This is a genomic window from Pseudomonas sp. JV241A (assembly GCF_900275665.1).
Lineage (GTDB): Bacteria > Pseudomonadota > Gammaproteobacteria > Pseudomonadales > Pseudomonadaceae > Aquipseudomonas > Aquipseudomonas wadenswilerensis.
Map to the genome: position 1 here is coordinate 52,177 of NZ_OPYO01000016.1, position 24,232 is coordinate 76,408.

At 61.5% G+C, this 24,232-nt stretch carries 23 protein-coding genes; 12 read left to right on the forward strand and 11 right to left on the reverse strand.

The window, feature by feature from the left end; translation table 11 throughout:
* Positions 1-93: 93 nt before the first annotated feature.
* Entirely contained in the window at positions 94-309 is a 216-nt protein-coding gene (locus tag JV241A_RS10645) for a DUF3079 domain-containing protein (protein ID WP_115086391.1), read from the forward strand.
* Between the two features lie 16 nt (positions 310-325).
* Here the strand turns inward: JV241A_RS10645 and JV241A_RS10650 are convergent, their stop codons facing one another.
* From JV241A_RS10650 to JV241A_RS10660, 3 genes are all read right to left on the reverse strand, one after another.
* Complete coding sequence (locus JV241A_RS10650) at positions 326-574, reverse strand: hypothetical protein (protein WP_115086392.1); 249 nt, start codon at positions 572-574, stop codon at positions 326-328.
* A gap of 105 nt (positions 575-679) precedes the next feature.
* Positions 680-1,723, reverse strand: a complete 1,044-nt coding sequence (locus JV241A_RS10655) for an LLM class flavin-dependent oxidoreductase (protein ID WP_134062380.1) — start codon at positions 1,721-1,723, stop codon at positions 680-682.
* 94 nt (positions 1,724-1,817) lie between these two features.
* Positions 1,818-2,303 (reverse strand): flavin reductase family protein, encoded by a 486-nt coding sequence (locus JV241A_RS10660; RefSeq protein WP_134062382.1) that lies wholly within the window; start codon positions 2,301-2,303, stop codon positions 1,818-1,820.
* Positions 2,304-2,628: 325 nt separating this feature from the next.
* On the opposite strand from JV241A_RS10660, the gene JV241A_RS10665 reads away from it, so the two are divergent.
* Positions 2,629-4,041, forward strand: a complete 1,413-nt coding sequence (locus tag JV241A_RS10665) for a cytosine permease (RefSeq protein ID WP_134062384.1) — start codon at positions 2,629-2,631, stop codon at positions 4,039-4,041.
* Positions 4,042-4,171: 130 nt separating this feature from the next.
* Here JV241A_RS10665 and gloA read toward each other — a convergent pair whose 3' ends face one another.
* Both gloA and JV241A_RS10675 read right to left on the reverse strand, forming a co-directional pair.
* Positions 4,172-4,693 (reverse strand): lactoylglutathione lyase, encoded by a 522-nt coding sequence (gene gloA / locus JV241A_RS10670; protein ID WP_115086396.1) that lies wholly within the window; start codon positions 4,691-4,693, stop codon positions 4,172-4,174.
* A 216-nt stretch (positions 4,694-4,909) separates the two neighbouring features.
* On the reverse strand, positions 4,910-5,269 hold the full coding sequence (locus JV241A_RS10675) for a histone-like nucleoid-structuring protein, MvaT/MvaU family (protein WP_115086397.1): 360 nt from the start codon (positions 5,267-5,269) through the stop codon (positions 4,910-4,912).
* Between the two features lie 365 nt (positions 5,270-5,634).
* Here JV241A_RS10675 and JV241A_RS10680 point away from each other — a divergent pair, with 365 nt between their 5' ends.
* Both JV241A_RS10680 and cobF read left to right on the forward strand, forming a co-directional pair.
* Positions 5,635-6,924, forward strand: coding sequence for an OprD family porin (locus tag JV241A_RS10680; RefSeq protein WP_134062386.1), 1,290 nt, complete (start codon positions 5,635-5,637; stop codon positions 6,922-6,924).
* Between the two features lie 72 nt (positions 6,925-6,996).
* Entirely contained in the window at positions 6,997-7,746 is a 750-nt protein-coding gene (gene cobF / locus JV241A_RS10685) for a precorrin-6A synthase (deacetylating) (RefSeq protein ID WP_115086399.1), read from the forward strand.
* On the opposite strand, the gene JV241A_RS10690 is transcribed toward cobF, so the two are convergent.
* On the reverse strand, positions 7,712-9,031 hold the full coding sequence (locus JV241A_RS10690) for a glycosyltransferase (RefSeq protein ID WP_115086400.1): 1,320 nt from the start codon (positions 9,029-9,031) through the stop codon (positions 7,712-7,714). The genes cobF and JV241A_RS10690 overlap by 35 nt on opposite strands.
* A gap of 88 nt (positions 9,032-9,119) precedes the next feature.
* Entirely contained in the window at positions 9,120-9,515 is a 396-nt protein-coding gene (locus JV241A_RS10695; protein ID WP_134062388.1) for a response regulator, read from the reverse strand.
* A gap of 296 nt (positions 9,516-9,811) precedes the next feature.
* On the opposite strand from JV241A_RS10695, the gene JV241A_RS10700 reads away from it, so the two are divergent.
* The 7 genes from JV241A_RS10700 (at position 9,812) to JV241A_RS10730 (ending at position 18,848) form a co-directional block, all read left to right on the forward strand.
* Positions 9,812-13,300 carry a response regulator gene (locus JV241A_RS10700; RefSeq protein ID WP_115086402.1) on the forward strand — a complete coding sequence of 1,163 codons (3,489 nt, stop codon included), beginning with the start codon at positions 9,812-9,814 and terminating at the stop codon, positions 13,298-13,300.
* Complete coding sequence (locus JV241A_RS10705) at positions 13,297-14,118, forward strand: protein-glutamate O-methyltransferase CheR (RefSeq protein ID WP_115086403.1); 822 nt, start codon at positions 13,297-13,299, stop codon at positions 14,116-14,118. Before JV241A_RS10700 ends, JV241A_RS10705 begins: the two co-directional genes overlap by 4 nt.
* On the forward strand, positions 14,115-14,690 hold the full coding sequence (locus JV241A_RS10710) for a chemotaxis protein CheB (RefSeq protein WP_134062390.1): 576 nt from the start codon (positions 14,115-14,117) through the stop codon (positions 14,688-14,690). The genes JV241A_RS10705 and JV241A_RS10710 overlap by 4 nt, the downstream gene beginning before the upstream one ends.
* Positions 14,684-15,892 carry a hybrid sensor histidine kinase/response regulator gene (locus JV241A_RS10715; protein WP_134062392.1) on the forward strand — a complete coding sequence of 403 codons (1,209 nt, stop codon included), beginning with the start codon at positions 14,684-14,686 and terminating at the stop codon, positions 15,890-15,892. Before JV241A_RS10710 ends, JV241A_RS10715 begins: the two co-directional genes overlap by 7 nt.
* A 71-nt stretch (positions 15,893-15,963) precedes the next feature.
* The gene (locus tag JV241A_RS10720) at positions 15,964-16,341 is read left to right on the forward strand and encodes a response regulator (RefSeq protein ID WP_115086406.1); all 378 of its coding nucleotides are present in this window, start codon (positions 15,964-15,966) and stop codon (positions 16,339-16,341) included.
* A 106-nt stretch (positions 16,342-16,447) separates the two neighbouring features.
* Entirely contained in the window at positions 16,448-18,208 is a 1,761-nt protein-coding gene (locus JV241A_RS10725; protein ID WP_134062394.1) for a PAAR domain-containing protein, read from the forward strand.
* Between the two features lie 13 nt (positions 18,209-18,221).
* Entirely contained in the window at positions 18,222-18,848 is a 627-nt protein-coding gene (locus JV241A_RS10730) for a DUF2931 family protein (protein ID WP_240047853.1), read from the forward strand.
* A 1-nt stretch (position 18,849) separates the two neighbouring features.
* Here the strand turns inward: JV241A_RS10730 and JV241A_RS10735 are convergent, their stop codons facing one another.
* The 3 genes from JV241A_RS10735 to JV241A_RS10745 are packed head-to-tail and all read right to left on the reverse strand — an operon-like array spanning position 18,850 to position 21,502.
* Positions 18,850-19,443: a TetR/AcrR family transcriptional regulator gene (locus tag JV241A_RS10735; protein ID WP_115086409.1), complete on the reverse strand. Its 594-nt coding sequence runs from the start codon at positions 19,441-19,443 to the stop codon at positions 18,850-18,852.
* 11 nt (positions 19,444-19,454) lie between these two features.
* On the reverse strand, positions 19,455-20,303 hold the full coding sequence (locus JV241A_RS10740) for a 3-hydroxybutyryl-CoA dehydrogenase (RefSeq protein ID WP_115086410.1): 849 nt from the start codon (positions 20,301-20,303) through the stop codon (positions 19,455-19,457).
* Between the two features lie 14 nt (positions 20,304-20,317).
* Complete coding sequence (locus JV241A_RS10745) at positions 20,318-21,502, reverse strand: acetyl-CoA C-acyltransferase family protein (RefSeq protein ID WP_045198067.1); 1,185 nt, start codon at positions 21,500-21,502, stop codon at positions 20,318-20,320.
* 170 nt (positions 21,503-21,672) lie between these two features.
* Here JV241A_RS10745 and JV241A_RS10750 point away from each other — a divergent pair, with 170 nt between their 5' ends.
* The gene (locus JV241A_RS10750; RefSeq protein ID WP_134062398.1) at positions 21,673-22,704 is read left to right on the forward strand and encodes an AraC family transcriptional regulator; all 1,032 of its coding nucleotides are present in this window, start codon (positions 21,673-21,675) and stop codon (positions 22,702-22,704) included.
* Here the strand turns inward: JV241A_RS10750 and JV241A_RS10755 are convergent.
* Positions 22,673-24,202 (reverse strand): catalase, encoded by a 1,530-nt coding sequence (locus JV241A_RS10755; protein ID WP_134062400.1) that lies wholly within the window; start codon positions 24,200-24,202, stop codon positions 22,673-22,675. The two genes, JV241A_RS10750 and JV241A_RS10755, sit on opposite strands and share 32 nt — an antisense overlap.
* Positions 24,203-24,232: the final 30 nt, after the last annotated feature.

Here is a 24,232-nt window from a genome sequence, read left to right on the forward strand (position 1 = left end):
GACGATCCGGCCGCACCCTTGATCTGCATCAAGGGCAGGACTTTAGCTGCGCAGTAGCGTGGAAGCTCGCCCATTGCCCGTCCGAGGCATCTCATGGCCAAGCCTTTTCCCATCAGCCCCAAGCACCCCGAGCGCATCTGCTGGGGTTGTGACCGCTACTGCGCGGCCAACGCCCTGGCCTGCGGTAACGGCGCCGACCGCACCATGCACCCGGCGGAAGTGTTCGGTGATGACTGGAACGAGCAAGGTGATTACGGGCTGGCGTTGCCGGAGCAGCAGGGCCCCGCTCAGGATCAGGGGGCCACATAGGTGCACGGTTGTTCAGTCAAAACAGCTGTTGACGCTTATCCAGTTGCTGGTCGACCAGCCATTTGCCGTGCGCCAGTGATGCATGTTGGGCGTTATCAAGGTCGGCCAGGTAGGCCATCTTCACCGGCAGCGACAAGCGCCGGCTGGTGTGGCCCTCGGGATCGGTAATCAGGCATCCGGCGTTGAAGGGCGTGGGAATGCCCGGGTGGGTTTCGACGCTTGCGGTGATGGTGTGGTTGCGATGCACGCATTGAAGGGTTTTCATCATCCTTACCTCGCTGCTGTGGTATCGAAAGCGCATCAGTCAGGTTGCTTTTTTGGGTATACCACAGCGTCGGCCCGGTTGGATCCGGGCCGACGAACGTGACGGTCAGCGGAACGCCGGCACCACTTCGTTGATAAACAGCGCCAGCGACTTTTTCTTCTCGGCGTGGGACAGGCTGTTGTCGCACCAGAAGCTGAATTCGTCGACCCCCAGTTGCTGGTAGTAACGAATGCGCGCGATGATTTCTGCCGGGGTGCCGATCATGGTGTTCTTGCGGATGTTGTCCAGTTCGAACTCCGGGCGTTCCTTGAATTTCTCTTCCGGGCTGGGGGCCAAAAAGCCGTTCTCCGGCACTTGCTTGTTGCCGAACCAGGCATCGAAGGTCCGGTAGAAGCGCGAGATGGCCTGGGCGCCGACTTTCCAGCCGTCGGCGTCATCCGCGGCATGCACGTGGGTGTGGCGTAGCACCATCAGTTGCGGGCGCGGTACCTCGGGGTTGTTGGCCAGGGCCGCATCGAATTTGTTTTTAAGGTCGAGGACTTCTTCATCGCCTTTCATCAGCGGCGTGACCATCACGTTGCAGCCGTTCTTGACCGCGAAGTTGTGCGAGTCCGGGTCGCGCGCGGCGATCCACATCGGCGGCATGGGCTTGTGCAGCGGCTTGGGCACGCAGGTCGAGGTGGGGAACTTCCAGATCTCGCCGTCGTGGGCGTAGTCGCCTTGCCACAAGGCACGGATCACCGGGACCATCTCACGCAGGGCCTTACCGCCCTCGGAGGCGGGCATGCCCCCAGCCATGCGGTCGAACTCGAACTGGTAGGCGCCGCGGGCCAGGCCGACTTCCATGCGGCCGTTGCTGATCACATCGAGCAGGGCGCATTCACCGGCCACCCGTAGCGGGTGCCAGAACGGCGCAATGATGGTCCCGGCACCGAGGTGGATGGTCGTGGTGCGCGCCGCGAGGTAGGCCAGCAGCGGCATCGGGCTGGGCGAGATGGTGTATTCCATGGCGTGGTGTTCGCCGATCCACACGGTGCTGAAACCGCCGTCTTCGGCCATCAGGGTCAGTTCGGTGAGGTCTTCGAACAGCTGGCGGTGGCTGACCTGTTCATCCCAACGTTCCATGTGTACGAACAACGAAAATTTCATGACGCATTCCTCGGATCTTGTTGTAGGTCGCCTGTCGAGTCAGGCGGCATGACTCTCGACCTGCGCCTGGCGCCTGTCGTAAGAATAGCGGGGCTCAGGCCAAGGCTGGCAGTTCGGCCATCTTGCCGCGGCAGTACACCAGCGGGCTGGGGGCCTGCTCGGGGACGATGAGGTTTTTCACTGCGCCGACCATGATCGCGTGGTCGCCGCCTTCATATTCGCGCCACAGCTCGCATTCGATGATTGCCGTGGCGTTGGCCAGCAACGGATTGCCCAGTGCGCTCAGGGTCCAGTCGATGCCCTGGGCCTTGTCCTTGCCCTTGCGCGCAAAGGCATAGGCTTCGGCCTGTTGGGCGCCGGACAGCAAGTGGATGGCGAAGCGCTTGTTGCGGATCAGCACCGGGTAAGAATCGGAGCTGTAGTTGGGGCAGAACAGTACCAGCGGCGGGTCCATGGACAGCGAACTGAAGGCGCTGGCGGTCAGGCCGACGATCTGGCCGTCGTCGTCCAGGGTGGTAATCACCGTAACGCCGGACGGGAAGGAGCCCAGGACGTTCTTGTAGACGGTTGCGTCGATCATGGCGTGGTCCTCGGAAGCAGCGGTGGTCCGCGTTTTTGTTTGGTGTGTCTGATGGTATACCGTAATACCTAATTTGCAAGTGGAATTTTCAGCCGGGACGAACGGCCCAGCATTGCCTTAAGCGCCCGCAAATACGGGGGTTTGAGCGAATATGGAAGGAAGAGGGCGAGCAAAAAATCAGATCAGTTGCAGGCAAAGCGGCCGGATCAGTCTTGTGAAAAAGATGGAATACCATAATATGGTGCGCAGCTAAGTTGCTCGTTTCGAGCGCTCCGCAAGCGGTTTCCTACAAAGATAAAAACAGAACCTTTCGAGCTTATTGCCCATGTCCCAGCCGTCTTCGCAACAGCAGTTGATCGAAAACCATACGGTCGATTACGTACCGCCCGCCGAGCGCCATGGTCAGGCGCGCGATCTGTTCACCTTGTGGTTCAGCACCAACATTGCGCCGCTGCCGATTGTCACCGGGGCCATGGTGGTTCAGGTGTTCCATCTCAATTTGTTCTGGGGAATGCTGGCCATTGTCCTCGGCCATATGCTCGGAGGTATTGTCATTGCCCTGGCCTCGGCCCAAGGGCCGCAGATGGGCATTCCGCAGATGGTCCAGAGCCGTGGTCAGTTCGGCCGTTATGGCGCGCTGCTGATCGTGTTCTTTGCCGCCATCATCTATGTCGGCTTCTTTATTTCCAACATCGTCCTGGCCGGCAAGTCGATCCACGGTATTGCGCCGAGCGTGCCGATGCCGGCGGCGATCATCATCGGCGCCCTCAGCGCCACCGCCATTGGCGTGATCGGCTACCGATTCATCCATAGCCTCAACCGCATCGGTACCTGGGTGATGGGTACGGCGTTGCTGGCGGGCTTTGCAATGATCTTCGCCCAGGAGTTGCCGGCCGATTTCTTCAGCCGTGGCGGCTTCAACCTGTCGGGCTGGGTTGCGACCTTGTCGCTGGGGGTGATCTGGCAGATCAGCTTTTCACCCTACGTGTCCGACTATTCACGCTACCTGCCGCGTGAAGTGGGTATTGCACGGCCGTTCTGGGCAACCTATTTCGGCGCTACCCTGGGCACTATTCTGTCGTTCAGCTTTGGCGTCGTTGCCGTACTGGCGGTGCCGGAGGGGACCGAGGCGATGGCGGCGGTGGAGCAGGCCACCGGCTGGTTGGGGCCGTTCCTGATGGTGCTGTTCCTGCTCAACATCATCAGCCACAACGCCCTTAACCTGTATGGCGCGGTGTTATCGATTGTCACCTCGATCCAGACCTTTGCCAGCCGCTGGACCCCGAGCATCAAGGTGCGTGTGGTGCTGGCCAGTGTGATTCTGTTGGGCTGCTGCCTGGTGGCGTTGAGCGCCTCGGCGGACTTCATTGGTCATTTCATCGGCCTGATCCTGGCGCTGTTGCTGGTACTGGTGCCCTGGGCGTCGATCAACCTGATCGACTTCTACCTGATCAAGCGCGGTAGCTACGACATTGCCTCGATCTTTCGTGCCGATGGCGGCGTCTACGGGCGCTTCAATGCCCATGCGATCATCGCTTATGCCTGTGGGATCCTGGTGCAACTGCCGTTTGCCAATACGTCGCTGTATGTCGGGCCGTATGCCAATCTGGTGGAGGGTGCGGACTTGTCGTGGCTGGTGGGGCTGTTGGTGACGTGCCCGTTGTATTACTGCCTGGCGACGCGGGGGCGGGGTCAGTTGGTACAGATCCAATGCAGGAGCGGGCTAGACCCGCGATGAGGTGTCTGGATTGCGACCGCTGCGCGCTCGATCGCCGGCAAGGCCAGCTCCCACAAGTCCGGCGTACACAGATCCATTGTGGGAGCTGGCTTGCCAGCGATGAGGCCAGTACAGTATCGAAAGGCCTTGATCAGAACGCGGTCGGCTGAATGATCTCGACCCAGTAATCATCCGGGTCCTTGATGAACGCCAGGTGCTTCATGCGGCCGTCGCTCAGGCGTTTCTGGAAGGTGACGCCCAGTTGCTCGAAACGCTCGCAGGCTGCACGGATATCCGGCACCGAGATGCAGATATGACCGAAACCACGCGGGTCGGTGTTGCCGTTGTGGTAGGCAAAGTCGGCGTCGTTCTCGGTACCGTGGTTGTGGGTCAGTTCGAGGATGCCAGGGATCGACTTCATCCACTCGGTGCGCTTGGCGGCGTCAGCCGGGATTTGCGCCTTGTCGACCAGGGCAAGGAAGTACAGGCTGAACTCGGCTTCCGGGAAGTCGCGTTTTTCTACCAGGCTGAAGCCCAGCACACGGGTGTAGAAGTCCAGGGACTTGGCAACGTCCTTGACCCGCAGCATGGTGTGGTTGAAAACGAAGTTGTGGGTCGCGGCATCCGGTTGCGCGGTGACACCAGGGAGGGTGTCGAGATGGTTCAGGCTCATGGGCTCTCCGCATTTGAGGCTGGCAACAGTGCTGCCAGCAAAACAGTCAGGGCGTCATGATACGGAACTGAAGCGATTGCGCAAACGATTTGCGCCCCGCCTTTACAGGGCGGGGCGCAAGAATTAGAAGCCCGCCGAAGCGGGCGTATGGGGCGCTAGTCCGTTAGCAGCCTTCATCCTGAGCCAGTCGATGTGAAAAAAGTGTGAAGGTGTTTTTCACTTACGCAACCAGCTGTCGACTGTCTTGGCGCCGTACTGTTCCTTCCAGGCTTTCAGGCCCCGGTGGTTGCCGCCCTTGGTCTCGATCAGCTCGCCGGTGTGCGGGTTTTCATAGACCTTTACGACCCGCGCGCGGCGCTGTTTCGGCGCGCTGACCGGGCCTTTGTGGGACGCTTTTGGATCGAGGATGGCGATAATATCGCGCAGGCCCTTGTCGTAGTGTTTCATCAGGTCGACAAGTTTCTTTTCGAACTCGATTTCGCGCTTCAGGCCGGCATCCTTTTTAAGCGCCTCCAATTGCGCCATTTGTTCCTGAAGGGCCTTTTCGGCAGCGCGGAACTCTGCAAGTCTGGACACTGTCATCACTCCTTTAAGTCTGCAGTGGCCCGGCATGCGTGAAGATCAGCAACATTCTGTATAACGCAGCCGCCACCGGGTTGGGTACAACATCGCACTAATAAAGAGTGTAGTAGTCTGTACGAGGCGGGTAAACATTAAACTTTTATATTACCGCTTATGGAACTTTCTTAATTAACCCCACACCGTGGCCAAAGAACTAGTCGACACTGTGCCTGGCGCCTTAGACCATGGTCCAATGGGCCGGTCTAGAGCGGTTGCGAGATGATAGGCGGTCACCGTCGACTGCCATCGGCGCTGGGAGCACTGTCGGCGCCGGGACCGGCGCCGGTTGTTTTTTGCCTTTCTTTCGGATTTCGCTTCTCATGTTTGCCCCATACCCTCTCGCGCCCGGGCGCAGCCTTATCGGCCTGCTCGCGATGTTTGCTGCTGTATCGACTCAAGCCGCTGGTTTTCTTGAAGACAGCAGCGCCAAAGTCGAAGCACGCAACGTCTACTTCAACCGTGACTTCCGTGATGGTCATACCAGTTCCAGTCAGGGAGCCTCGAAACGCGAAGAGTGGGCCCAGGGCTTTATTCTCAATGTGCAGTCCGGCTACACCGAAGGCACTGTAGGATTTGGTGTTGATGCACTGGGCATGCTCGGCTTCAAACTCGACTCCAGCCCGGCCGACAGCAACAGTGGTCTGTTGCCGTCCAGCGGACATGACCCGCGCGGTTCGGTAGACCAGTACGCGAAGATGGGCGTGGCCGGCAAGATGCGTTATTCGCAGACGGTGCTCAAGGTCGGCTCGATGATGCCGGAAATGCCGCTGCTCAAGTACAACGACGGGCGTTTGTTGCCGACGATGTTTCAGGGCACGCTGCTGACCTCCGAAGAAATCAAGGGCCTGAAGTTCACCGTTGCCCGCCTGGACAAGTACACCGCGCGGGATTCAACCGACCGTCAGGACATCCGCGTTCATTGCAAGAACAAACGCTACGCCTGCAATACCACTGCCGACCATTTCGACATGGCTGGGGTCGACTACAAGTTCAATGACCGCCTGAGTGCGCAGTACCAGGTGGCCAAACTTGAGAACATCTACCGCCAGCACTTCCTGGGCCTGGTGGCCAGCCAGCCGTTGAGCGTCGGCAGCCTGTCGGCCGACCTGCGCCTGATCAAGAGCGACGACATCGGCCGTGCGCGCGCGGGCGATATCGATCACCGCGCCTTGAGCGGCATGCTCGGTTATAGCCTGGGTGGGCACAAGGTCAGCGCCGGCTGGCAGCGCATGTATGGCGAGAACGCCATGCCGTACCTGGATGGCAGCAACCCGTACCTGGTCAACTACGCCCAGGTCAACGACTTCGCTGCAGCCCAGGAGCGCTCCTGGCAACTGCGCTACGACTACGACTTCAAGGCCATGGGTGTACCGGGCTTGAGTTTCTTTACCCGCTACATCAACGGTGACCATATCAAGGTCCCGGGCAGCCTGGCCGAGGGCAAGGAGTGGGAACGCGACAGCGAGCTCAAGTACCAGATCCAGGGCGGCACCTTCAAGGATGTCAGCGTGCGCCTGCGTAACTCCACCTACCGCAGCAACTACGAGAAGTATGCCCGCGACATGGACGAAACCCGGGTGATCGTCAGCTACAACTTCTCGATCTTCTAAACAACAGTACGTTGCCATTGTGCTTCGGCCAGCCGACTATAGGGGCTGGCCGGGCCATGGAAGCGACTTGCAATGAAACAACTGCTGTTGATTGGTATCGGGCCGGGCAATCCGCGCCAGATCACCCTTGAAGCCATCGACGGGCTGAACCGTGCCCAGGTGTTCTTCGTGCTCGACAAGGGCGCGGTCAAGGATGAGTTGCTGCAACTGCGCAAGAACATTCTCGAACGTTACATCGATCAACCCGGGTATCGCCTGGTGCAGGTCGATGACCCGCTGCGCGATGGCGCGGCCAGCGACTATGTCGGTGCAGTGCAGGACTGGCACCAGCAGCGTGCGGCGCTGTACGCCAGCCTGATCGAAAACGAACTGGCGGACGGTGAATGTGGCGCTTTCCTGCTGTGGGGGGAGCCGACCCTGTACGACAGTACCCTGCGTATTCTCGATCTGGTGCAGGCCCGAGGCGTGTCACTGGCGCTTGAAGTGATCCCCGGCATCAGCAGCGTGCAGGCCCTGGCCGCCGGCCACCGCATTGCCTTGAACCGTATTGGCGAGCCCCTGACCGTGCTGCCCGGGCGGCGTCTGGCCGAACAGCCGCGCATCGACAATCTGGTGGTCATGCTCGATGGCCAGTGCGCCTTCGCGGCGCTGGATGATCCGCAGTTGCACATCTATTGGGGCGCTTACCTGGGCACGGCAGACCAGATCCTGATTGCCGGGCCGCTGCTCGAGGTCAAGGCGCAGATCCTCGCCGCCCGTGAACAGGCACGGGCGCGCAAGGGCTGGATCATGGACACTTATCTGCTGCGTCGGCCGCTGTAGCCAGGCGATTCTTGGCCTCGATCCACTGGGCCATGTACTGGGTGCTTTTGTGCTGGTGGTGGCGGAGCATGGCGCCGGTGAAGTTGAACAGGCGGTGCTGGTCGAGGTCGGCCAGGGCGTATTCGATGCGTTCGACCAGGGCGTTGGCGTGCTGGCGACGGTCGTAGCGAGCGCTCAACAGCCGGCGCGCGTCCTGCTGCGCCTGGTTCCAGCGCGCTTCGTCGCTGTATAGCGTCGCCGCGGCTTCGGCCAGGCCTTCGGCGGTCTCGGCGATCGCACCGGGCCAGGGCAGGGCGCCGTGCATGGCTTCGGCGCCGATCGGCGTGGTCACGCTGGGCGTGCCGCATTGCATGGCGTCGGTGAGCTTGCCCTTGATCCCGGCGCCAAAGCGCAGGGGGGCCAGGCAGATGCGCGCATTGCTCATCACTTCCAGGGCGTCTTCGGCCCAGTTCATGATGTGAAAGCCCTCGGCCGGTTTGTGCAGCGCCGTGGCCTTGGGCGGGGTGTAGGCGCCGTAGATGTGCAACTGCGCCTGCGGCAGGCGCCGACGGATCATCGGCCACAGGCTGTTCTTCATCCACAGCACCGCGTCCCAGTTCGGCGCATGGCGGAAGTTGCCGATGCTGAGGAAGTGCGCGCGCTCGGCGAACGGTTTGAACGGCTCGCTGGGCGCGTCGAGCATCAGCGGGCACCAGTGCAGCAGGTGCTCGGGCACGCCGAAGCCGTTGAGCAGCAGGTCGATCTCGACGTCGGAGATCATCAGGCTCAGGTCGCTGCGGTAGATGGCGGCGAGTTCGCGCAGGGTCAGGTCGGCGCTGGCCATCTGTCGATAGAGGTCGGGGCCGGAGGTGTTGAACAGCGCGCGAAAATCATTCGGGTCCAGGCCCTCGATCAGGCGCCGGCGCAGCAGTTGCTGGCGAGCATCGCGCAGGCTTTGCAGGTCGGAGGTTTCCAGCACGCGCAGGGCGTTGGGGCAGTGTTTTTCCACGCGCCAGCCGAACTGCTCTTCCATCATGAAACGGTCGAACAGCACGACGTCCGGGGCCAGTTCGCCGACAAAGCGGTCGAAGCTGCTGTCGTTGAGGGTGATGGCCTGCTCGGCGATACCCAGGCTTGCCAGGTCGGCCGTGTGCTCGCCAATGGCTGCAGGGCTGCTGAAGGTGATGCGCCAACCGCGCTGCACGAAGCTTTCAAGGATCTGCATCATGTGCGAACCGGCGGCCGAAGAGCGCGGCTCGGGCCAGACGTAGCCAATGACCAGGACGTTGAGGGCAGGGGCGGACATGGGTATCGGGGACCTTGGCAAAAGCGCGTATTAAAGCAGATTCCGTGGGAGCGGGCTTGACCCGCGATGCGATGTGACTGACAGAATGCTATCGCGGGGCAAGCCCGCTCCCACCCTCGGTAATTGGAGTGAGAATACCCTGCACCTTGTCACGCAACTGGTCGATGCTGAACGGCTTGGCGATCTGGTGCAGGTCGGCCGGTACATCGAGGTTGTCGCCATAGCCACTGGCAAACAGCACCGGCAGCGCCGGACGCAGCTCCCGGGCTTTTACTGCCAGGTCCTTGCCGTTCATGTCCGGCAGGCCGACGTCGGTCAGCAGCAAGGCCAGGGATTGTTGCGTGTCTTTCAAAACCTTCAGCGCCGCTTCTGCATCGGCAGCCTGCAGCACCTGATAGCCCAGCTCTTCAAGCACCTCGACCATCAGCATGCGCACGATAGCGTCATCTTCGACGACGAGCAGGGGCTGGGGTGTCTGGGACATGGGGGGATTCCTGTACAAAAGTCTGTTCATTATCTGTAAGCCGGGTGCGCTCCGAAGTTCCCTCTGTGCTGAAAAAAGCCCCCCGAATGAACAGCATAGCGGTCATTGAAAAAGCAGGGAACGTTTGCGCAAGGTACCTCTCAAATGCTGGCTAAATGCCCTGCCAGAATGGCCAAAGGCGTTTAGACTCGGAGTAGGGAAGGCTGGCAGAATGGCCGTTCCCACGGAAAATAGAACGATTACTCGAAAAATCCGCCACACTCCTTCGTTTGCTACCTTTGCTCGGGCGTCTTGAGATGATTCAACCAGCCTCAATCGATCAGCGCAGCTTTCGCAAGCTGCTGACCCGCAACATCGGCCTGCCCCTGGGGGTCGGACTGCTCAGTGCGGTGGTGTTCGTCACCATCATCAGCTACCTGCTGGCGGCCATCCAGTGGGTCGAGCACACCGATCGGGTGATCAACAACGCCAACGAGACGGTCAAGCTGTCGATCGACATGGAAACCGGCATGCGCGGCTTCCTGCTCACCGGCGAAGAACGCTTTCTCGATCCCTACGAGGTGGCCAAGCCGCAGGTGGTCGCCGGTATCAAGGGCCTGGAGCAGATGGTGGCGGACAACCCGCAGCAGGTTGACCGCCTGGAGCGCCTGCTCGGTCTGCAGGAAGAGTGGAACACCTTTGCCAGCACCATGATCAGCCTGCGCCGCGACAACGGCAACTTTCGCGAGGCCATTGGCTCGGGAAGGGGCAAGCGCCTGACCGACGAGATCCGCAAGGAGTTCGACGCCTTCATTGCCATGGAGCACCAGCTACGGGTCGCGCGCAACGAAACGGTGAATACCACCACCGTGGTGTCGATTTCCGTCTACCTGGTGTTTGTCATCCTGCTCAGCGGCCTGCTGGCCTACCTGGGCCGCCGCGACCTGCTGGCGTTGTCCAGCAGCTATGCCAGCGGCCTTGAGTCCCAGCAACGTGCCAACCAGCGCCTGGAGCGCCAGGCCTGGCTGCGCACCGGGCAGACCGAACTGGCCGGCCAGGTGCTGGGGCAGTTGACCCTGCCGATGCTCGGCAACAATATCCTGCGCTTTTTTGCCGGCTACCTGGGCAGCGCCGTGGGCGCCCTGTACGCCCGCGACGAACACGGCGGCTTGCGCCGGGTCGCCACCTATGGGCTGTCGGCCGAGCAGGCCGCGCGGGACCAGGTGGTCGGCAGCCAGGAAGGTATTCTGGCCCAGGCCGTCATGCAGGAGCGCCTGCTGCGCCTGGACGATCTGCCGGGCGACTATTTCAAGGTCAGCAGCGGCTTGGGCGAGGGCTTGCCTCGCAGCGTGCTGGTGATGCCGACCAGCAACGATGGGCAGATCAACGGCGTGGTCGAGCTGGGGTTCCTGCGCACCCTGGATGAGCGCGATATCGAGTTCCTGGAACTGGTGGCCGCCAACATGGGGACGTCGATCGAAAGCGCCCGCTACCGTCAGCGCCTGCAGGAGGTATTGGCCGAAACCCAGCAGCTCAACGAAGAGTTGCAGGTGCAGCAGGAAGAGCTGAAAACCGCCAACGAAGAGCTTGAAGAACAGTCGCGGGTGCTCAAGGAGTCCCAGGCCAACCTGGAAACCCAACAGGCCGAACTCGAGCAGACCAACGAGCAACTGGCCGAGCGCACCGAAGCCCTGGCCGAACAGCGCGATGCCCTGGACCGCAAGAACAGCGAGTTGAACCAGGCCCAGGTCGAGCTGCAGGAGCGCGCCGAAGACTTGCAACGCTCGAGCAAGTACAAGTCCGAGTTCCTTGCCAACATGTCCCACGAGCTGCGCACGCCGCTCAACAGTTCGCTGATCCTGGCCAAGCTGCTGGCCGAGAACGCCGAAGAAAACCTCACCGGCGAGCAGGTCAAGTTTGCCGAGTCGATCTATTCGGCGGGCAATGACCTGCTCAACCTGATCAACGATATTCTCGACATCGCCAAGGTCGAGGCCGGCAAACTCGAGGTGCGCCCGGAAACCACCCACGTGGCGCGTCTTGCCGAAGGCCTGCGTAACCTGTTCGAACCACTGGCCGACGAAAAGCACCTGAGCTTCAAGGTCTCGGTCGAGGCGCAGGTGCCGCCAACCCTGTATACCGATCGCCAACGCCTGGAACAGATCCTCAAGAACCTGCTGTCCAATGCGGTCAAGTTCACCGAGCGCGGCGAAGTCAGCCTGAGCGTTGGCTGGCAGGCGGGCAGCGGTATCGTCTTCTCGGTGCGCGACAGCGGCATCGGCATTGCTGCCGACCAGCAGCAGAGCATCTTCGAGGCCTTCCATCAGGCCGATGGCACCACCAACCGTCGTTATGGCGGTACTGGCCTGGGCTTGTCGATCTCGCGCGACCTGGCGCAGTTGCTCGGTGGCCAGATCAGCGTCGACAGCAGCCTGGGCAAGGGCAGCGTGTTCAGCCTGATCCTGCCGGAGCGCTACGAGCCGATTGTCGAGCAACGCCCGGCGGCGATCGTTCATCAGCCGGCGCTGGTGGTCGCAGCACCCGTGCCGGAAGTGGTGCCAGCACCGGCGCCACGCCAGACGCCAAGCTTCGCCGACGACCGCGACAAGGCACCTTTCAGCAACCGCTGCATCCTGGTGATCGAGGACGAGCCGAATTTCGCCCGCATCCTCTACGACCTGGCCCATGAGCTGGGCTACAGCTGCCTCGTCGCGCAGGCCGCCGACGAAGGCTTCGAACTGGCGGCAAGCTTCATTCCCGATGCGGTGCTGCTGGACATGCGCCTGCCGGACCATTCCGGCCTGACCGTGCTGCAACGGCTCAAGGAGCAGGCCAGCACCCGGCACATTCCGGTGCATGTGATCTCGGTCGAGGACCGGGTCGAGGCGGCGTTGCACATGGGCGCCATCGGCTATGCGGTCAAGCCGGCGACCCGCGAGGAACTCAAGCAGGTGTTCGCCCGCCTGGAGGCCAAGCTGACCCAGAAGCTCAAGCACATCCTGCTGGTCGAGGATGACGACCTGCAGCGCGAAAGCATCGCCCGCCTGATCGGCGACGAAGACATCGAGATCACCGCCGTAGGCATGGCCCAGCAGGCCTTGGACCTGCTGCGCGAGAACATCTATGACTGCATGATCATTGACCTCAAACTGCCGGACATGCTTGGCAACGAGCTGCTCAAGCGCATGTCCGACGACGACATCCGCGCGTTCCCGCCGGTGATCGTCTACACCGGGCGCAACCTGACCCGCGAAGAAGAAGCCGACCTGCTCAAGTACTCGCGCTCGATCATCATCAAGGGCGCGCGCTCACCCGAGCGCCTGCTCGATGAAGTCACGCTTTTTCTGCACAAAGTCGAATCCAAGCTGTCCCATGAAAGGCAGCGCATGCTCAAGACCGCGCGCAGCCGCGACAAGGTCTTCGAGGGGCGCAAGTTGCTGCTGGTGGATGACGACGTGCGTAACATCTTTGCCCTGACCAGCGCCCTGGAACACAAGGGCGCGATCGTCGAGATCGGGCGCAATGGCCGCGAAGCCATCGAGCGCCTGGAACAGCACGAGGACATCGACCTGGTGCTGATGGACGTGATGATGCCGGAGATGGACGGCTATGAGGCCACCCGTTTGATCCGCAAGGACCCGCGCTGGCGCAAGCTGCCGATCATCGCCGTCACCGCCAAGGCGATGAAGGATGACCAGGAGCGTTGCCTGCAAGCCGGGGCCAACGACTATCTCGCCAAGCCCATCGACCTTGACCGTCTGTTCTCGCTGATCCGTGTCTGGCTGCCGCAACTGGAGCGAATTTGAGTATCGAACGCAACACCGACATTGAAATCCGGCTGCTGATCGAGGCGATCTACCTCAAGTACAGCTATGACTTTCGCGATTACTCCGGCGCCTCGATCAAGCGCCGGATCCAGCACGCACTGCGCCAGTTCGACTGCAAGACGGTGTCGGCCCTGCAGGAGCGGGTGTTGCACGATCCAGGCATGTTCATGCAGTTGCTGCAGTTCCTGACCATCCCGGTCAGCGAGATGTTCCGCGACCCCGAGCACTTTCTCGCGGTGCGCCAGGAAGTGGTGCCGCTGCTGCGCACCTGGCCTTCGATCAAGATCTGGATCGCCGGTTGCAGTACCGGCGAAGAGGTCTATTCGATGGCCATCCTGCTGCGCGAAGAAGGCTTGCTGGAACGCACCATCATCTACGCCACCGACATCAATCCCAGCTCCCTGGAGAAGGCCAAGCAGGGCATCTACAGCATGCAGAACATGCGCCTGTATGCCGAGAACTACCGCAAGGCCGGGGGCCGCGGCGAGCTCAGCGACTACTACACCTCGGCCTATGGCAATGCCATCGTCGACAGCAGCCTGCGCGACAACGTGACCTTCGCCGACCACAGCCTGGCCACCGACAGCGTATTCTCCGAAACCCAGTTGATCTCCTGCCGCAATGTGCTGATCTATTTCAACAAGGCCCTGCAGGACCGTGCCTTCGGCCTGTTCCACGAGTCGCTGTGCCATCGCGGTTTTCTGGTCCTGGGCAGCAAGGAAACCCTGGATTTCTCGGCCTATGCCGACCAGTTCGAGGCGCTGGTCAAGCCCGAACGGATCTACCGTAAATCATGAAGGGGGTCCAGGCGATTGCCCTTGGTGCCTCGGCGGGGGGCGTCAGCGCCTTGCTTGCGGTGTTCCAGGCCTTGCCGCCGGCGTTTCGCATTCCGCTGGTGTGCGTGCTGCATCTGCCGGATGATCGCCACAGCCACCTGGCCGAGGTCTTTGCCCGCAGGCTCAAGCGTCCGGTGCGTGAAGCCCGTGACAAGGAAGACATCGCGCCCGGCTCCATTTATGTGGCGGGCCCCGGCTACCACCTGTCAGTGGAGCGCGACCATAGCCTGTCCCTGAGCCAGGAGGAGCGCGTGCATTTTTCCCGGCCCTCGATCGACGTTCTGTTCGAGTCGGCGGCTGATGCCTATGGCCCGGGCTTGCTCGGTGTACTACTGACCGGCGCCAATGAAGACGGTGCTCGTGGCCTTGCATCGATCAAGCGCCAAGGTGGCCGGACCATTATCCAGGACCCCCATGAGGCGCAAGTGTCGACCATGCCGCGCGCGGCACTGGCTCTGCACCAGCCCGATTACATACTCCCTTTGAATGGCATCGGGCAATTGCTCGCCAGCCTGGAAACCCCTGAATGCTAAGCCACATCCATGCAAAACTGCTGATCGTCGACGACCTGCCGGAGAACCTGCTGGCCCTGGACGCGTTGATCAAGGGCGAAGACCGCGAGGTGCACCAGGCTCAGTCCGCCGACCAGGCCCTGGCACTGTTGCTCGAGCACGAGTTCGCCCTGGCTATCCTCGACGTGCAGATGCCCGGCATGAACGGCTTCGAACTGGCCGAGCTGATGCGCGGCACCGAAAAGACCAAGAATATCCCGATTGTCTTTGTCAGCGCCGCCGGGCGCGAGATGAACTACGCCTTCAAGGGCTACGAAAGCGGCGCGGTGGACTTCCTGCACAAGCCGCTGGACAGCCTGGCGGTGAAAAGCAAGGTGGCGGTGTTCGTCGACCTGTTTCGCCAGCGCAAGGCCCTCGGCCAGCAACTGGAAGCTCTCGAACGCAGCCGCGAAGAACAGGAACTGCTGCTGGCGCAGTTGCAGGTGACCCGCCGCGAACTGGAACACGCGGTGCGCATGCGCGATGACTTCATGTCGATCGTCTCCCATGAGGTGCGTACGCCCCTGAACGGCCTGATCCTGGAAACCCAGCTGCGCAAGCTGCACCTGGCCAAGGACAACGCCGATGCCTTTACCCTGGACAAGATGCGCGCCATGGTCGAGCGCGACGAGCGGCAGATCAACAGCCTGATCCGCCTGATCGAGGACATGCTCGACGTGTCGCGGATCCGCACCGGCAAGCTGTCGATCCGCCCCAGTCAGTTCGACCTGGGGCAACTGGTGGGCGGCTTGATCGAGAACTTCGAAGCCCAGGCGGCGGCTGCCGAGTCACGCATCGAGTTCGAGGCGGGCGTGCCGCTGGCAGGTGTCTGGGACGAGTTTCGGATCGAACAGGTGGTCGCCAACCTGCTGACCAATGCCCTGCGCTACGGGGCGAAAAGCCCGGTGCAGGTGCGCACCTTCGAGCAAGGCGGCATGGCCTGTGTCGAGGTGCGTGACCACGGCATCGGCATCAGCGAGCACAACCAGCAACGGATCTTCCAGCAGTTCGAACGGGTCGCTTCCAGCCAGAGCAGTGCAGGCCTTGGCCTTGGCCTGTACATCTCCGAGCAGATCGTCCTGGCCCATGGCGGCGGCATCAGCGTGCACAGCGTCGAAGGCGAGGGCGCGACTTTTACCGTGCGTCTGCCGTTGCCGCAGTCACTGCGAGAAAATGACCGGTAGCAGGCAACCTCTGCATGAGGCCGGGGTCATACTGCGATGTAACCAAACGATTTATAGAACAAGGCATTGGCATGAGTGAAGATGCGCAAGACGTAGTACTGGTGGTCGAAGACGAACCGGTGATTCGCATGATTCTCGAGGACTACCTCAAGGGTGAGGGTTACCACGTGCTGGTGGCGGAGAACGGTGAGCAAGCCTTCAAGATTCTGGCAAGCAAGCCGCACCTGGACCTGATTGTCACCGATTTTCGTTTGCCGGGAGGGATCTCCGGGGTGCAGATCGCCGAACCTGCGGTCAAGATGCGCCCGGACCTTAAGGTGATTTTCATCAGCGGCTATCCGGCGGAAATCCGCGAATCAGGCAGCCCGATCGCCTTCAAGGCGCCGATCCTGGCCAAGCCCTTTGATCTGGACAGCCTGCGTGACCAGATTCAGGAGCAATTGCGCTAGGAGCCTGCTGACACTTCCCACGCCATCGAGCATGGGTGGCTGATGTTCCCCTCCGTGCAAAAAGCGTCCGATAACATCCTTGTGAGTCGCCACAGGGAATCGGCGCATGCGCTTTATCGTTCGCAAAGGAGACGCCACCAGCACCGGTGGTGAAGTACGCGGCGGCTGCGCAAAGCATCCGCTTGGCGGTCGGCCCATCGCACGCATGGGCGACCCGGTCTATTGCCCTCGCTGCCAGCGTACCGGCGAAATTGCCCAGGGCAACCCGGCCTACAAGGTAAGCGGCCAACCGGTGGCCGGCGAAGGTCACCTGGTGCGCTGCGCCTGCCCCTATGGCAGCCACACGCTGATCGCCAGCCAACAGCGGGCGCGCATGGGCTTGACCACCACCGGGCGATCGCTGCCGCCGGCAATTGCCCTCGAAGAAGAGGAGGAAGAAGTCGAGGTAGACGATGGCGTCACCCTGCGCATCGGCGTGTTCTTTGATGGCACGGGCAACAACCTGGCCAACAGCGCCACCGTCGCCCAGTGCTTTGCCCGGGATGTAGAACTGGAAGAAGAGGCCGAAGAAGTGCGTCGCCATTGCGCCAGGTATGGCTATGACGGGCAGGGGAATGTGCCGGATAACAGCTATGGCAATGATATGACCAATGTGGCGCGGTTGTATGAGTTGTATCAGGATCGGGTACGCAGTGATAAACACCAAGGCAGGCGTCTGGCTGTGCTCAAAGTCTATATCCAAGGGATAGGTACTACGAGCGGGGGCAAGGATTCAGCCTTGTCTCAGGCAACCGGTCGTTACGGGACGGGGGTGATTGCTCGGGCAGAACAGGCACATGATGAGGTTTTGAATCAGGTCAACATCTGGTTTGACGAGAATCCTCAGGCAAAAGTATACGAGTTGCAATTTGACCTATTTGGTTTCAGCCGGGGCGCCGCCGCAGCAAGGCACTTTGCTAACGATCTGCACAGGGGCAAGCGCAGTGGTCTGGCTGCACGCTGGCCGGTGCACGTCATGCTTTCTGATGACTTCGACTGGAATTCCAAACATCATTTGAACATTCAGTTTATTGGTCTGTTTGATTCTGTTGCGGCGATAGTGGCGGTATTTCGCGGTAATTTCAGTCCGGCGAACGCTAACTACTCTGGGGTGGAAATGGGCCTCAAGGCTGGTGTTGCCCATAAGGTCGTGCACCTGGTGGCACGGGATGAGTGGCGCAAAAATTTCCCGCTGACCCGAACCGACAACGATATCGAGGTGCCTGGCGCGCACTCTGATGTAGGTGGAGGTTACCTGCCACACATGCAAGAAAAAGTCTTGCTGTCTAGGCCGCGTAGCAGTGTCGAACTACGCAGCGTGGCCAACGAACGGAGCCAGTCCTATCTAAGAGCCCAGGAAGATTACTTGCGAAATCGCTCAAAGTGGGAGCGACTGCAATTGCAAATCAATATAGTTACCTGGTCAATGGACCTACCCTTTGTTCCAAATCGAGACGCACACCCGCAAAAGCGCGTGTTTGCTTTTATACGTTGTGAACGCGATGTATTTGCCGACTTGTCGCAAGTCTATTTCCGTATTATGCGTGAACTTGGTATGCGAAATGGTGTGCCGTTCCACGAGCTTCGTGATCAACAGGGCTTGCCCGATGAGCTTCAAGGCATTGCAGCGAAATTGACCGCTTATGCGTTAGGCGACCGAGCCAGTCATGGGCTTGATCCTGATGAAGAGACATTGTTGCGCACGCGCTACATTCATCTGTCCAGTCACTGGAATCCCATGGGTTATTTAGTGCGCAACAGTGCAGAAGTGGTGTTTATTCATAGGCCGAATGAAAACGGTCAACGCAGCGTATTCCCCAATGAGTAGTGTCTGGCGAGTCATGCTGCTGCACACCGCTCTGCTGCTGGCAGGTTGTGCAGGTCAAGGTGGCGCTGGGCTGCCTTATGATGCGTGGTATTTGGGTTTTGTGGCGCCTACCCATATGGCTGTATGGATTGAAACTGCCGATGTACTGGATATCAAGGATCGAGGGTTTAGACGAGTCATGGGCGGGAACGCCAGGATGGATTTTACATTCAAGCCTGAGGATGGCTGGTCAACCCGTACGGGAGTTGGGTCGGGAAAATACGTATCGGGCAGTGATTTGCCCAAATTGATCTACGTGCGCTGGCAATCATTAGCCGAAGCACAGACCTACGAAGTCGTCATTGAGATTCCCGAGGCAACGCGCCAGAGCATGTTGGAACCTGTACGCGCCTACTGTCGATTGGATGATCGAGTCATTGTTAATCACCGTACGTATGTCACCATCGGCCTGGCCCCCGGCGGCATCGCCCAAACCTGGCTACGGGGTGTTTGCCTGGACCGCATCAAGGTCACCCGGACGGTCGGCCGAATTGTGCCGTTGGGCCCGGATCTAGGCCGCTCCAGCAGCGGCTACCCACCACTGGAACCCGAGTCCCAAACCTACATCGACGCCCATGGCATCCCCTACGGCGCCTGGTGACTCAGGCCATCGAGTTCAGGCTTTCACCGCGCAGGGTTCGCTCGATCCCGCCCAGGAGCATGCTTTCCATTAGCGCCAGGCCCTGGGCCTGGGGCAGTTGTGAGGTTTGCAGCCAGCCGGGCAGGCTGTTGAGCAGGTTGGCGATGACATGGGCGGTGGCTTGCAATGCCTTGCCGCGCAGGGTTGCCTTGGGCACCAGCAGACGCAGCAGGGCGCCTTCATACTGGTGACGCAGTTGGCCGATGCGCGCCTGTTGCTCGATACTCAAACAACACAGGTCACGCTCGGCCAGTCGAAACTGCAACGGCCGCTCAGCATGCAAGCTCCAGTGGGCGGCAATCACTTCGCCCAGGGTCTGCTGCTGGCTGCGCCGCCCCGGGTTAAGGGTCGCAAGCAGCTCCTCGAACAACTCCTCGATCAGATCGAACAGCAAGTGCTGCTTGCTCGGAAAGTGGTGGTACAAGGAGCCTGCCGTCAGCCCCAGGTGGGCGGCCAGTTCACGCATGCTGACCTGGCCGAAACCCTTCTCGGCGAACAGTTCCAGGGCCTTGTCACGCCGCTCTTCAAAGTTCGCACAGCGCAAAGCGGCGTCCATGGCAGGGCTCCCTAGTAGGTGAAGAAACCGCGACCGCTCTTGCGCCCCAGGTAGCCGGCGGCAACCATTTCCTTGAGCAGCGGAGCAGGGCGATATTTGCTGTCGTTGTAGCCTTCGTGGAAGGCCTCGATGATCGCCAGCAGGGTGTCCAGGCCGATCAGGTCGGCCAGGGCCAGCGGGCCGATCGGCTGGTTGCAGCCCAGGCGCATGCCGGTGTCGATGTCTTCGGCGCTGGCCAGGCCTTCCTGGAGCACGAAGATCGCTTCGTTGATCATCGGCACCAGAATGCGGTTGACCACAAAGCCCGGGCGGTTGCCGGCGCTGATCGGCGTCTTGCCGACCTTTTCGGTCAGGGCCAGGGCCTTGGCGTAGGTGGCATCATTGGTTTGCAGGCCGCGGATGATCTCGACCAGGGCCATCATCGGCACCGGGTTGAAGAAGTGCACGCCAATGAAGCGCTCAGGCTGGCTGACCGCCGCGCCCAACTGGGTGATCGACAGCGACGAAGTGTTGGTGGCAATCACGCACTGGTCGCTGACGCTGGCGGCGATCTGCTTGAGGATGCGCAGCTTCAGGTCGAGGTTCTCGGTGGCAGCCTCGATCACCAGCTCGGCCTGTTGCAGTTGCGCGTAGTCGGTGCTGGTGCGGATGCGCGCCACGGCGGCCTCGGCATCTTCAGCGGCCAGGGTCTGCTTGCTGACCTGACGCTCGAGGTTCTTGCGCAGGGTGGCTACACCACGCTCGAGGGCGGCGTCGGAGACATCGATCAGGGTCACCTGGTAACCGGCCACCGCACACACCTGGGCAATGCCGTTGCCCATGGTGCCAGCGCCGATCACCGCAATATTCTCAATACTCACCTTGTACTCCTTGCTCAGACGCGTTCGAAGACGATGGCGATACCCTGGCCACCGCCGATGCACATGGTTGCCAGGGCGTAACGGCCCTGGATGCGCTGCAGTTCATGAATGGCCTTGGTGGCGATGATCGCCCCGGTGGCGCCGACCGGGTGGCCGAGGGAAATGCCCGAACCGTTGGGGTTGACCTTTTCCGGGTCGAAGCCCAGTTCACCGGCGACGGCGCAGGCTTGCGCGGCGAAGGCTTCGTTGGACTCGATCACGTCGAGGTCGGCAACGCTCAGGCCGGCCTTGTCGAGTACCTTGCGGGTCGCCGGTACCGGGCCCAGGCCCATCAGCTCCGGCTCGACGCCAGCGTGCGCGTAGGCCACCAGGCGGGCCAAGGGCTGCAGGTTATGGCGTTTGACGAAGTCACCGGTGGCCAGCACCAGGGCACCGGCGCCGTCGTTCAGGCCGCTGGCGTTGCCGGCGGTGACCGTGCCGTCTTTCTTGAATACAGCCTTCATGCCGGCCAACTGCTCGGCAGTCACCTCGCCACGCACGTGCTCATCGACTTCGAAGCGTACCGGGCCTTTGCGGCTGGGAATCTCGATCGGCACGATCTGGCTGGCGAAGCGGCCCTCGGCGATGGCGCGGGCAGCGCGGCGCTGGCTGGTCAGGGCCAGTTCGTCCTGCATCTGCCGGGTGATGCCATTGCGTTCGGCAACGTTCTCGGCAGTGATGCCCATATGGAAGCCGGCGAAGGGGTCGTGGAGGATGCCGAGCATGTAGTCGATACCCTGCAGATCACCCATGCGCGCGCCCCAGCGGGCTTGCGGCAGCAGGTAAGGGCCGCGGCTCATGGATTCGGCGCCCGCGGCGACGACTGCTTCAGCGTCGCCCAGCAGCAGGCTTTGCGCCGCCGAAACGATGGCCTGCAGGCCCGAGCCGCACAGGCGGTTGACGTTGAATGCCGGGGTCTCCTTGGGGATTCCTGCATTCATTGCCGCGACCCGCGCCAGGTAGGCGTCGCGCGCCTCGGTAGGGATTACGTTGCCCATGACCACATGGCCGATCTGCTCAGGCGCCACGCCTGCGCGTTCGATGGCGGCGCGGGTCACGCTGCTGGCCAGGTCCGCCAGGGGCAGGTCCTTGAGGGCGCCGCCGAAGCTGCCGATGGCCGAGCGTACGGCGCTGACTACATAGATGTCCGGGGTATTCATGAGCGACTCCAGTGTGCGAAAGCGTGGCGGGGCAGGGCCGGCGTCTGCCAGAATGCTGCCCACAGCCACCTTCAGGTTGGCTTTGAGTCTAGGCAAAGCCTGCGCGCGGGCCTATGCCATAACTGTCCAGTGACACTGGTATTTTTTGCCACACCCTTGCGGAAACCGCCATGCGGGAAAACGATACAGTCGCCGTTTATTTCGTTCGTACCATGCTCCATGCTTTGCGCGCCCAGCCTGAGCGGGCGGCCGCGTTGCTGGCCGAGGCCGGTATCGATCAGGCGGTCTTGGAATCGTCCGTTGCGCGCGTACCGGCGCCGGCGTTTGCGCGACTGTGGTTGCTGCTGATCGAAGCATTGAACGACGAGTTCTTCAACCTCGACAGCCATGGCATGCCCCAGGGCAGCTTTGCCCTCATCTGCCGGGGGCTGATCCAGGAGCCGACCCTGGAAAAGGCCCTGCGCCAGTGCCTGAACAACTTTGCGCTGTTCCTGCGCGATATTCGCGGGCAGTTGACGATCAAGGGCGGGCGCGCGGTGATCAGCCTGCGCACCGGCATCGAAGATCCGCTGACCCGGGTGTACGCCGAAGAAACCTTCCTCGCCCTGGTGATCAGCCTGCTGTGCTGGCTGGCCGGGCGACGCATCGTGATCGACCGTACGGCGCTGGCCGACACGCGCCCGGCCCAGGAGGATGACCCATTGCTGTGGGGCGCCAACGTGCAACTGGGCAGTGGCCGTACCGAGATCGAGTTTGCTGCCGATTACCTGCGCTTGCCGGTGGTCCAGGACCTGGCGGCGCTTAAGACCTTCCTGCGCAGCGCCCCGCAATGGCTGGTGATTCGCTACCGCAACCAGAATGGTCAGGTGGCCCAGGTGTATCGCTACCTGCGCGCCCGCCAGTATGGCCAGTGGCCGACCCTGCTGGCCATGGCCGAACGCCAGGGCCTGAGCCCCAGCAGCTTTCGCCGCCAACTGGAGCGTGAGGGCCGCTCGTACCAGCAGATCAAGGACGAGGTGCGCCGGGCCATGGCGTTCGAATGCCTGCGCCAGACGCACCTGAGTATTGCCGAAGTCGCCGAGCACACCGGTTTCCAGGAGCCCAGTGCGTTTCACCGAGCGTTCAAGAAGTGGACCGGCGAGAGCCCCGGCAGTTACCGCCAGCGCATGCTCAGTCCTGCAGCTGCGCCGCCAGTTGCTTGACCCTGACCAGGTCGCCACCGGCAACCTTGGCCACCCCCTTGCCATACTCCGGGTCGGCCTTGTACAGGTACGAGAGGATGGTGTGCTTGCTTTCGTCATCGCTGCTGGCCAGCGACTGGCCGAAGCTGTTGATCAGGTCGCGGCGGTTTTTGCTGTCGTAAGAACGGAACAGCTCGCCAGCCTGCCTGAAGTTCTGCTGACGCTCGATGCCCTGTTGCTGGGTATTGCCGCTCAAGGGCAACGGGCTGTAGCGCGCTGACTCGGTCGACGGGCGCGGCATCAGGCGGCTGGGCTCGTAATTGACCCCGCCGACCGTGCGCGACGCGTTCAGGGCGCCATCCTGGTTGCCGTTGTTGACCTTGACCCTGGGCTGGTTGATCGGCAAGCCGGCGGCGTTGGCGCCAACCCGGTACATCTGGGTGTCGGCATAGGAGAACAGCCGGCCCTGTAGCAGGCGGTCTTCCGAGGGCTCGATGCCCGGAATCAGGTTCGAAGGCGCCAGCGCCACCTGTTCGGTTTCCTGGAAGTAGTTGCCGACATTGCGCTTGAGCACCATCTGCCCGACTTTGCGCTCAGGAACCCCTGGCCAGATCTTGGTAGGGTCCAGCGGATCGAAGTCAAAACCTGCCAGCTGCTCGGGCTTGAGGGTCTGGATATACAGGTCCCACTTCGGATGGTCGCCGCGGTTGATGGAATTGACCAGGTCGGTGGTCATGTGGCTGAAGTCATGGCCCTGCAGCTTGGCCACTTCGCCGGGGTTGAGGTTCTTCTGACCTTGCAAGGTTTTCCAGCGGAACTTCACGTAGGTGGTTTCGCCATCCCTGTTGACGAACTTGTAGGCGTGAACACTGTTGCCGTCCATGTGCCGGTAGCTCAGTGGCGTGCCTTCGTTGGAGTAGAGCAGGGTCAGGGTGCGGGTGGCTTCGGGCATATGCGAGAGCAGGTCGAAGCGCCGGGCGTCGTTGCCCAGGTTGGTGCGCGGGTCGGGCTTGAAGGCGTGGACCATGTCGGGGAACTTGATCGCATCGCGGATGAAGAAGGTCGGGAAGTTGTTGCCGACCAGGTCCCAGTTGCCATCGGCGGTGTAAAAACGGGTGGCAAAGCCGCGCGGGTCGCGCAGGGTTTCTGGTGAATGCAGGCCGTGCACCACCGAAGAGAAGCGCACGAACACCGGGGTTCGCTCCCCCAGGGTGAACACCTTGGCCCGGGTCAGCTCGGAAATGTCGCTGGAGGCGATGAACTCGCCATGGGCACCGGTACCGCGGGCATGAACGACACGCTCAGGTATGCGCTCGCGGTCGAAGCGCTGAAGCTTCTGGATCAACTGCACATCCTGCAGCAGGGCGGGGCCAGTGCCGCCGGCAGTTTGCGAGTTCTGGTTGTCGCCTACCGGGGCGCCGTTGTCGCGGGTCAGCGGAGCGGCGAGGGCGCTGCTGGCAATCAGCACGGCCGAGGCGAGTATGCCCAATGTGTAGCCTGAAAAACTGCGGGTGCTCATGATGACTGTCCTGTCATGGAAGGGGAGCAG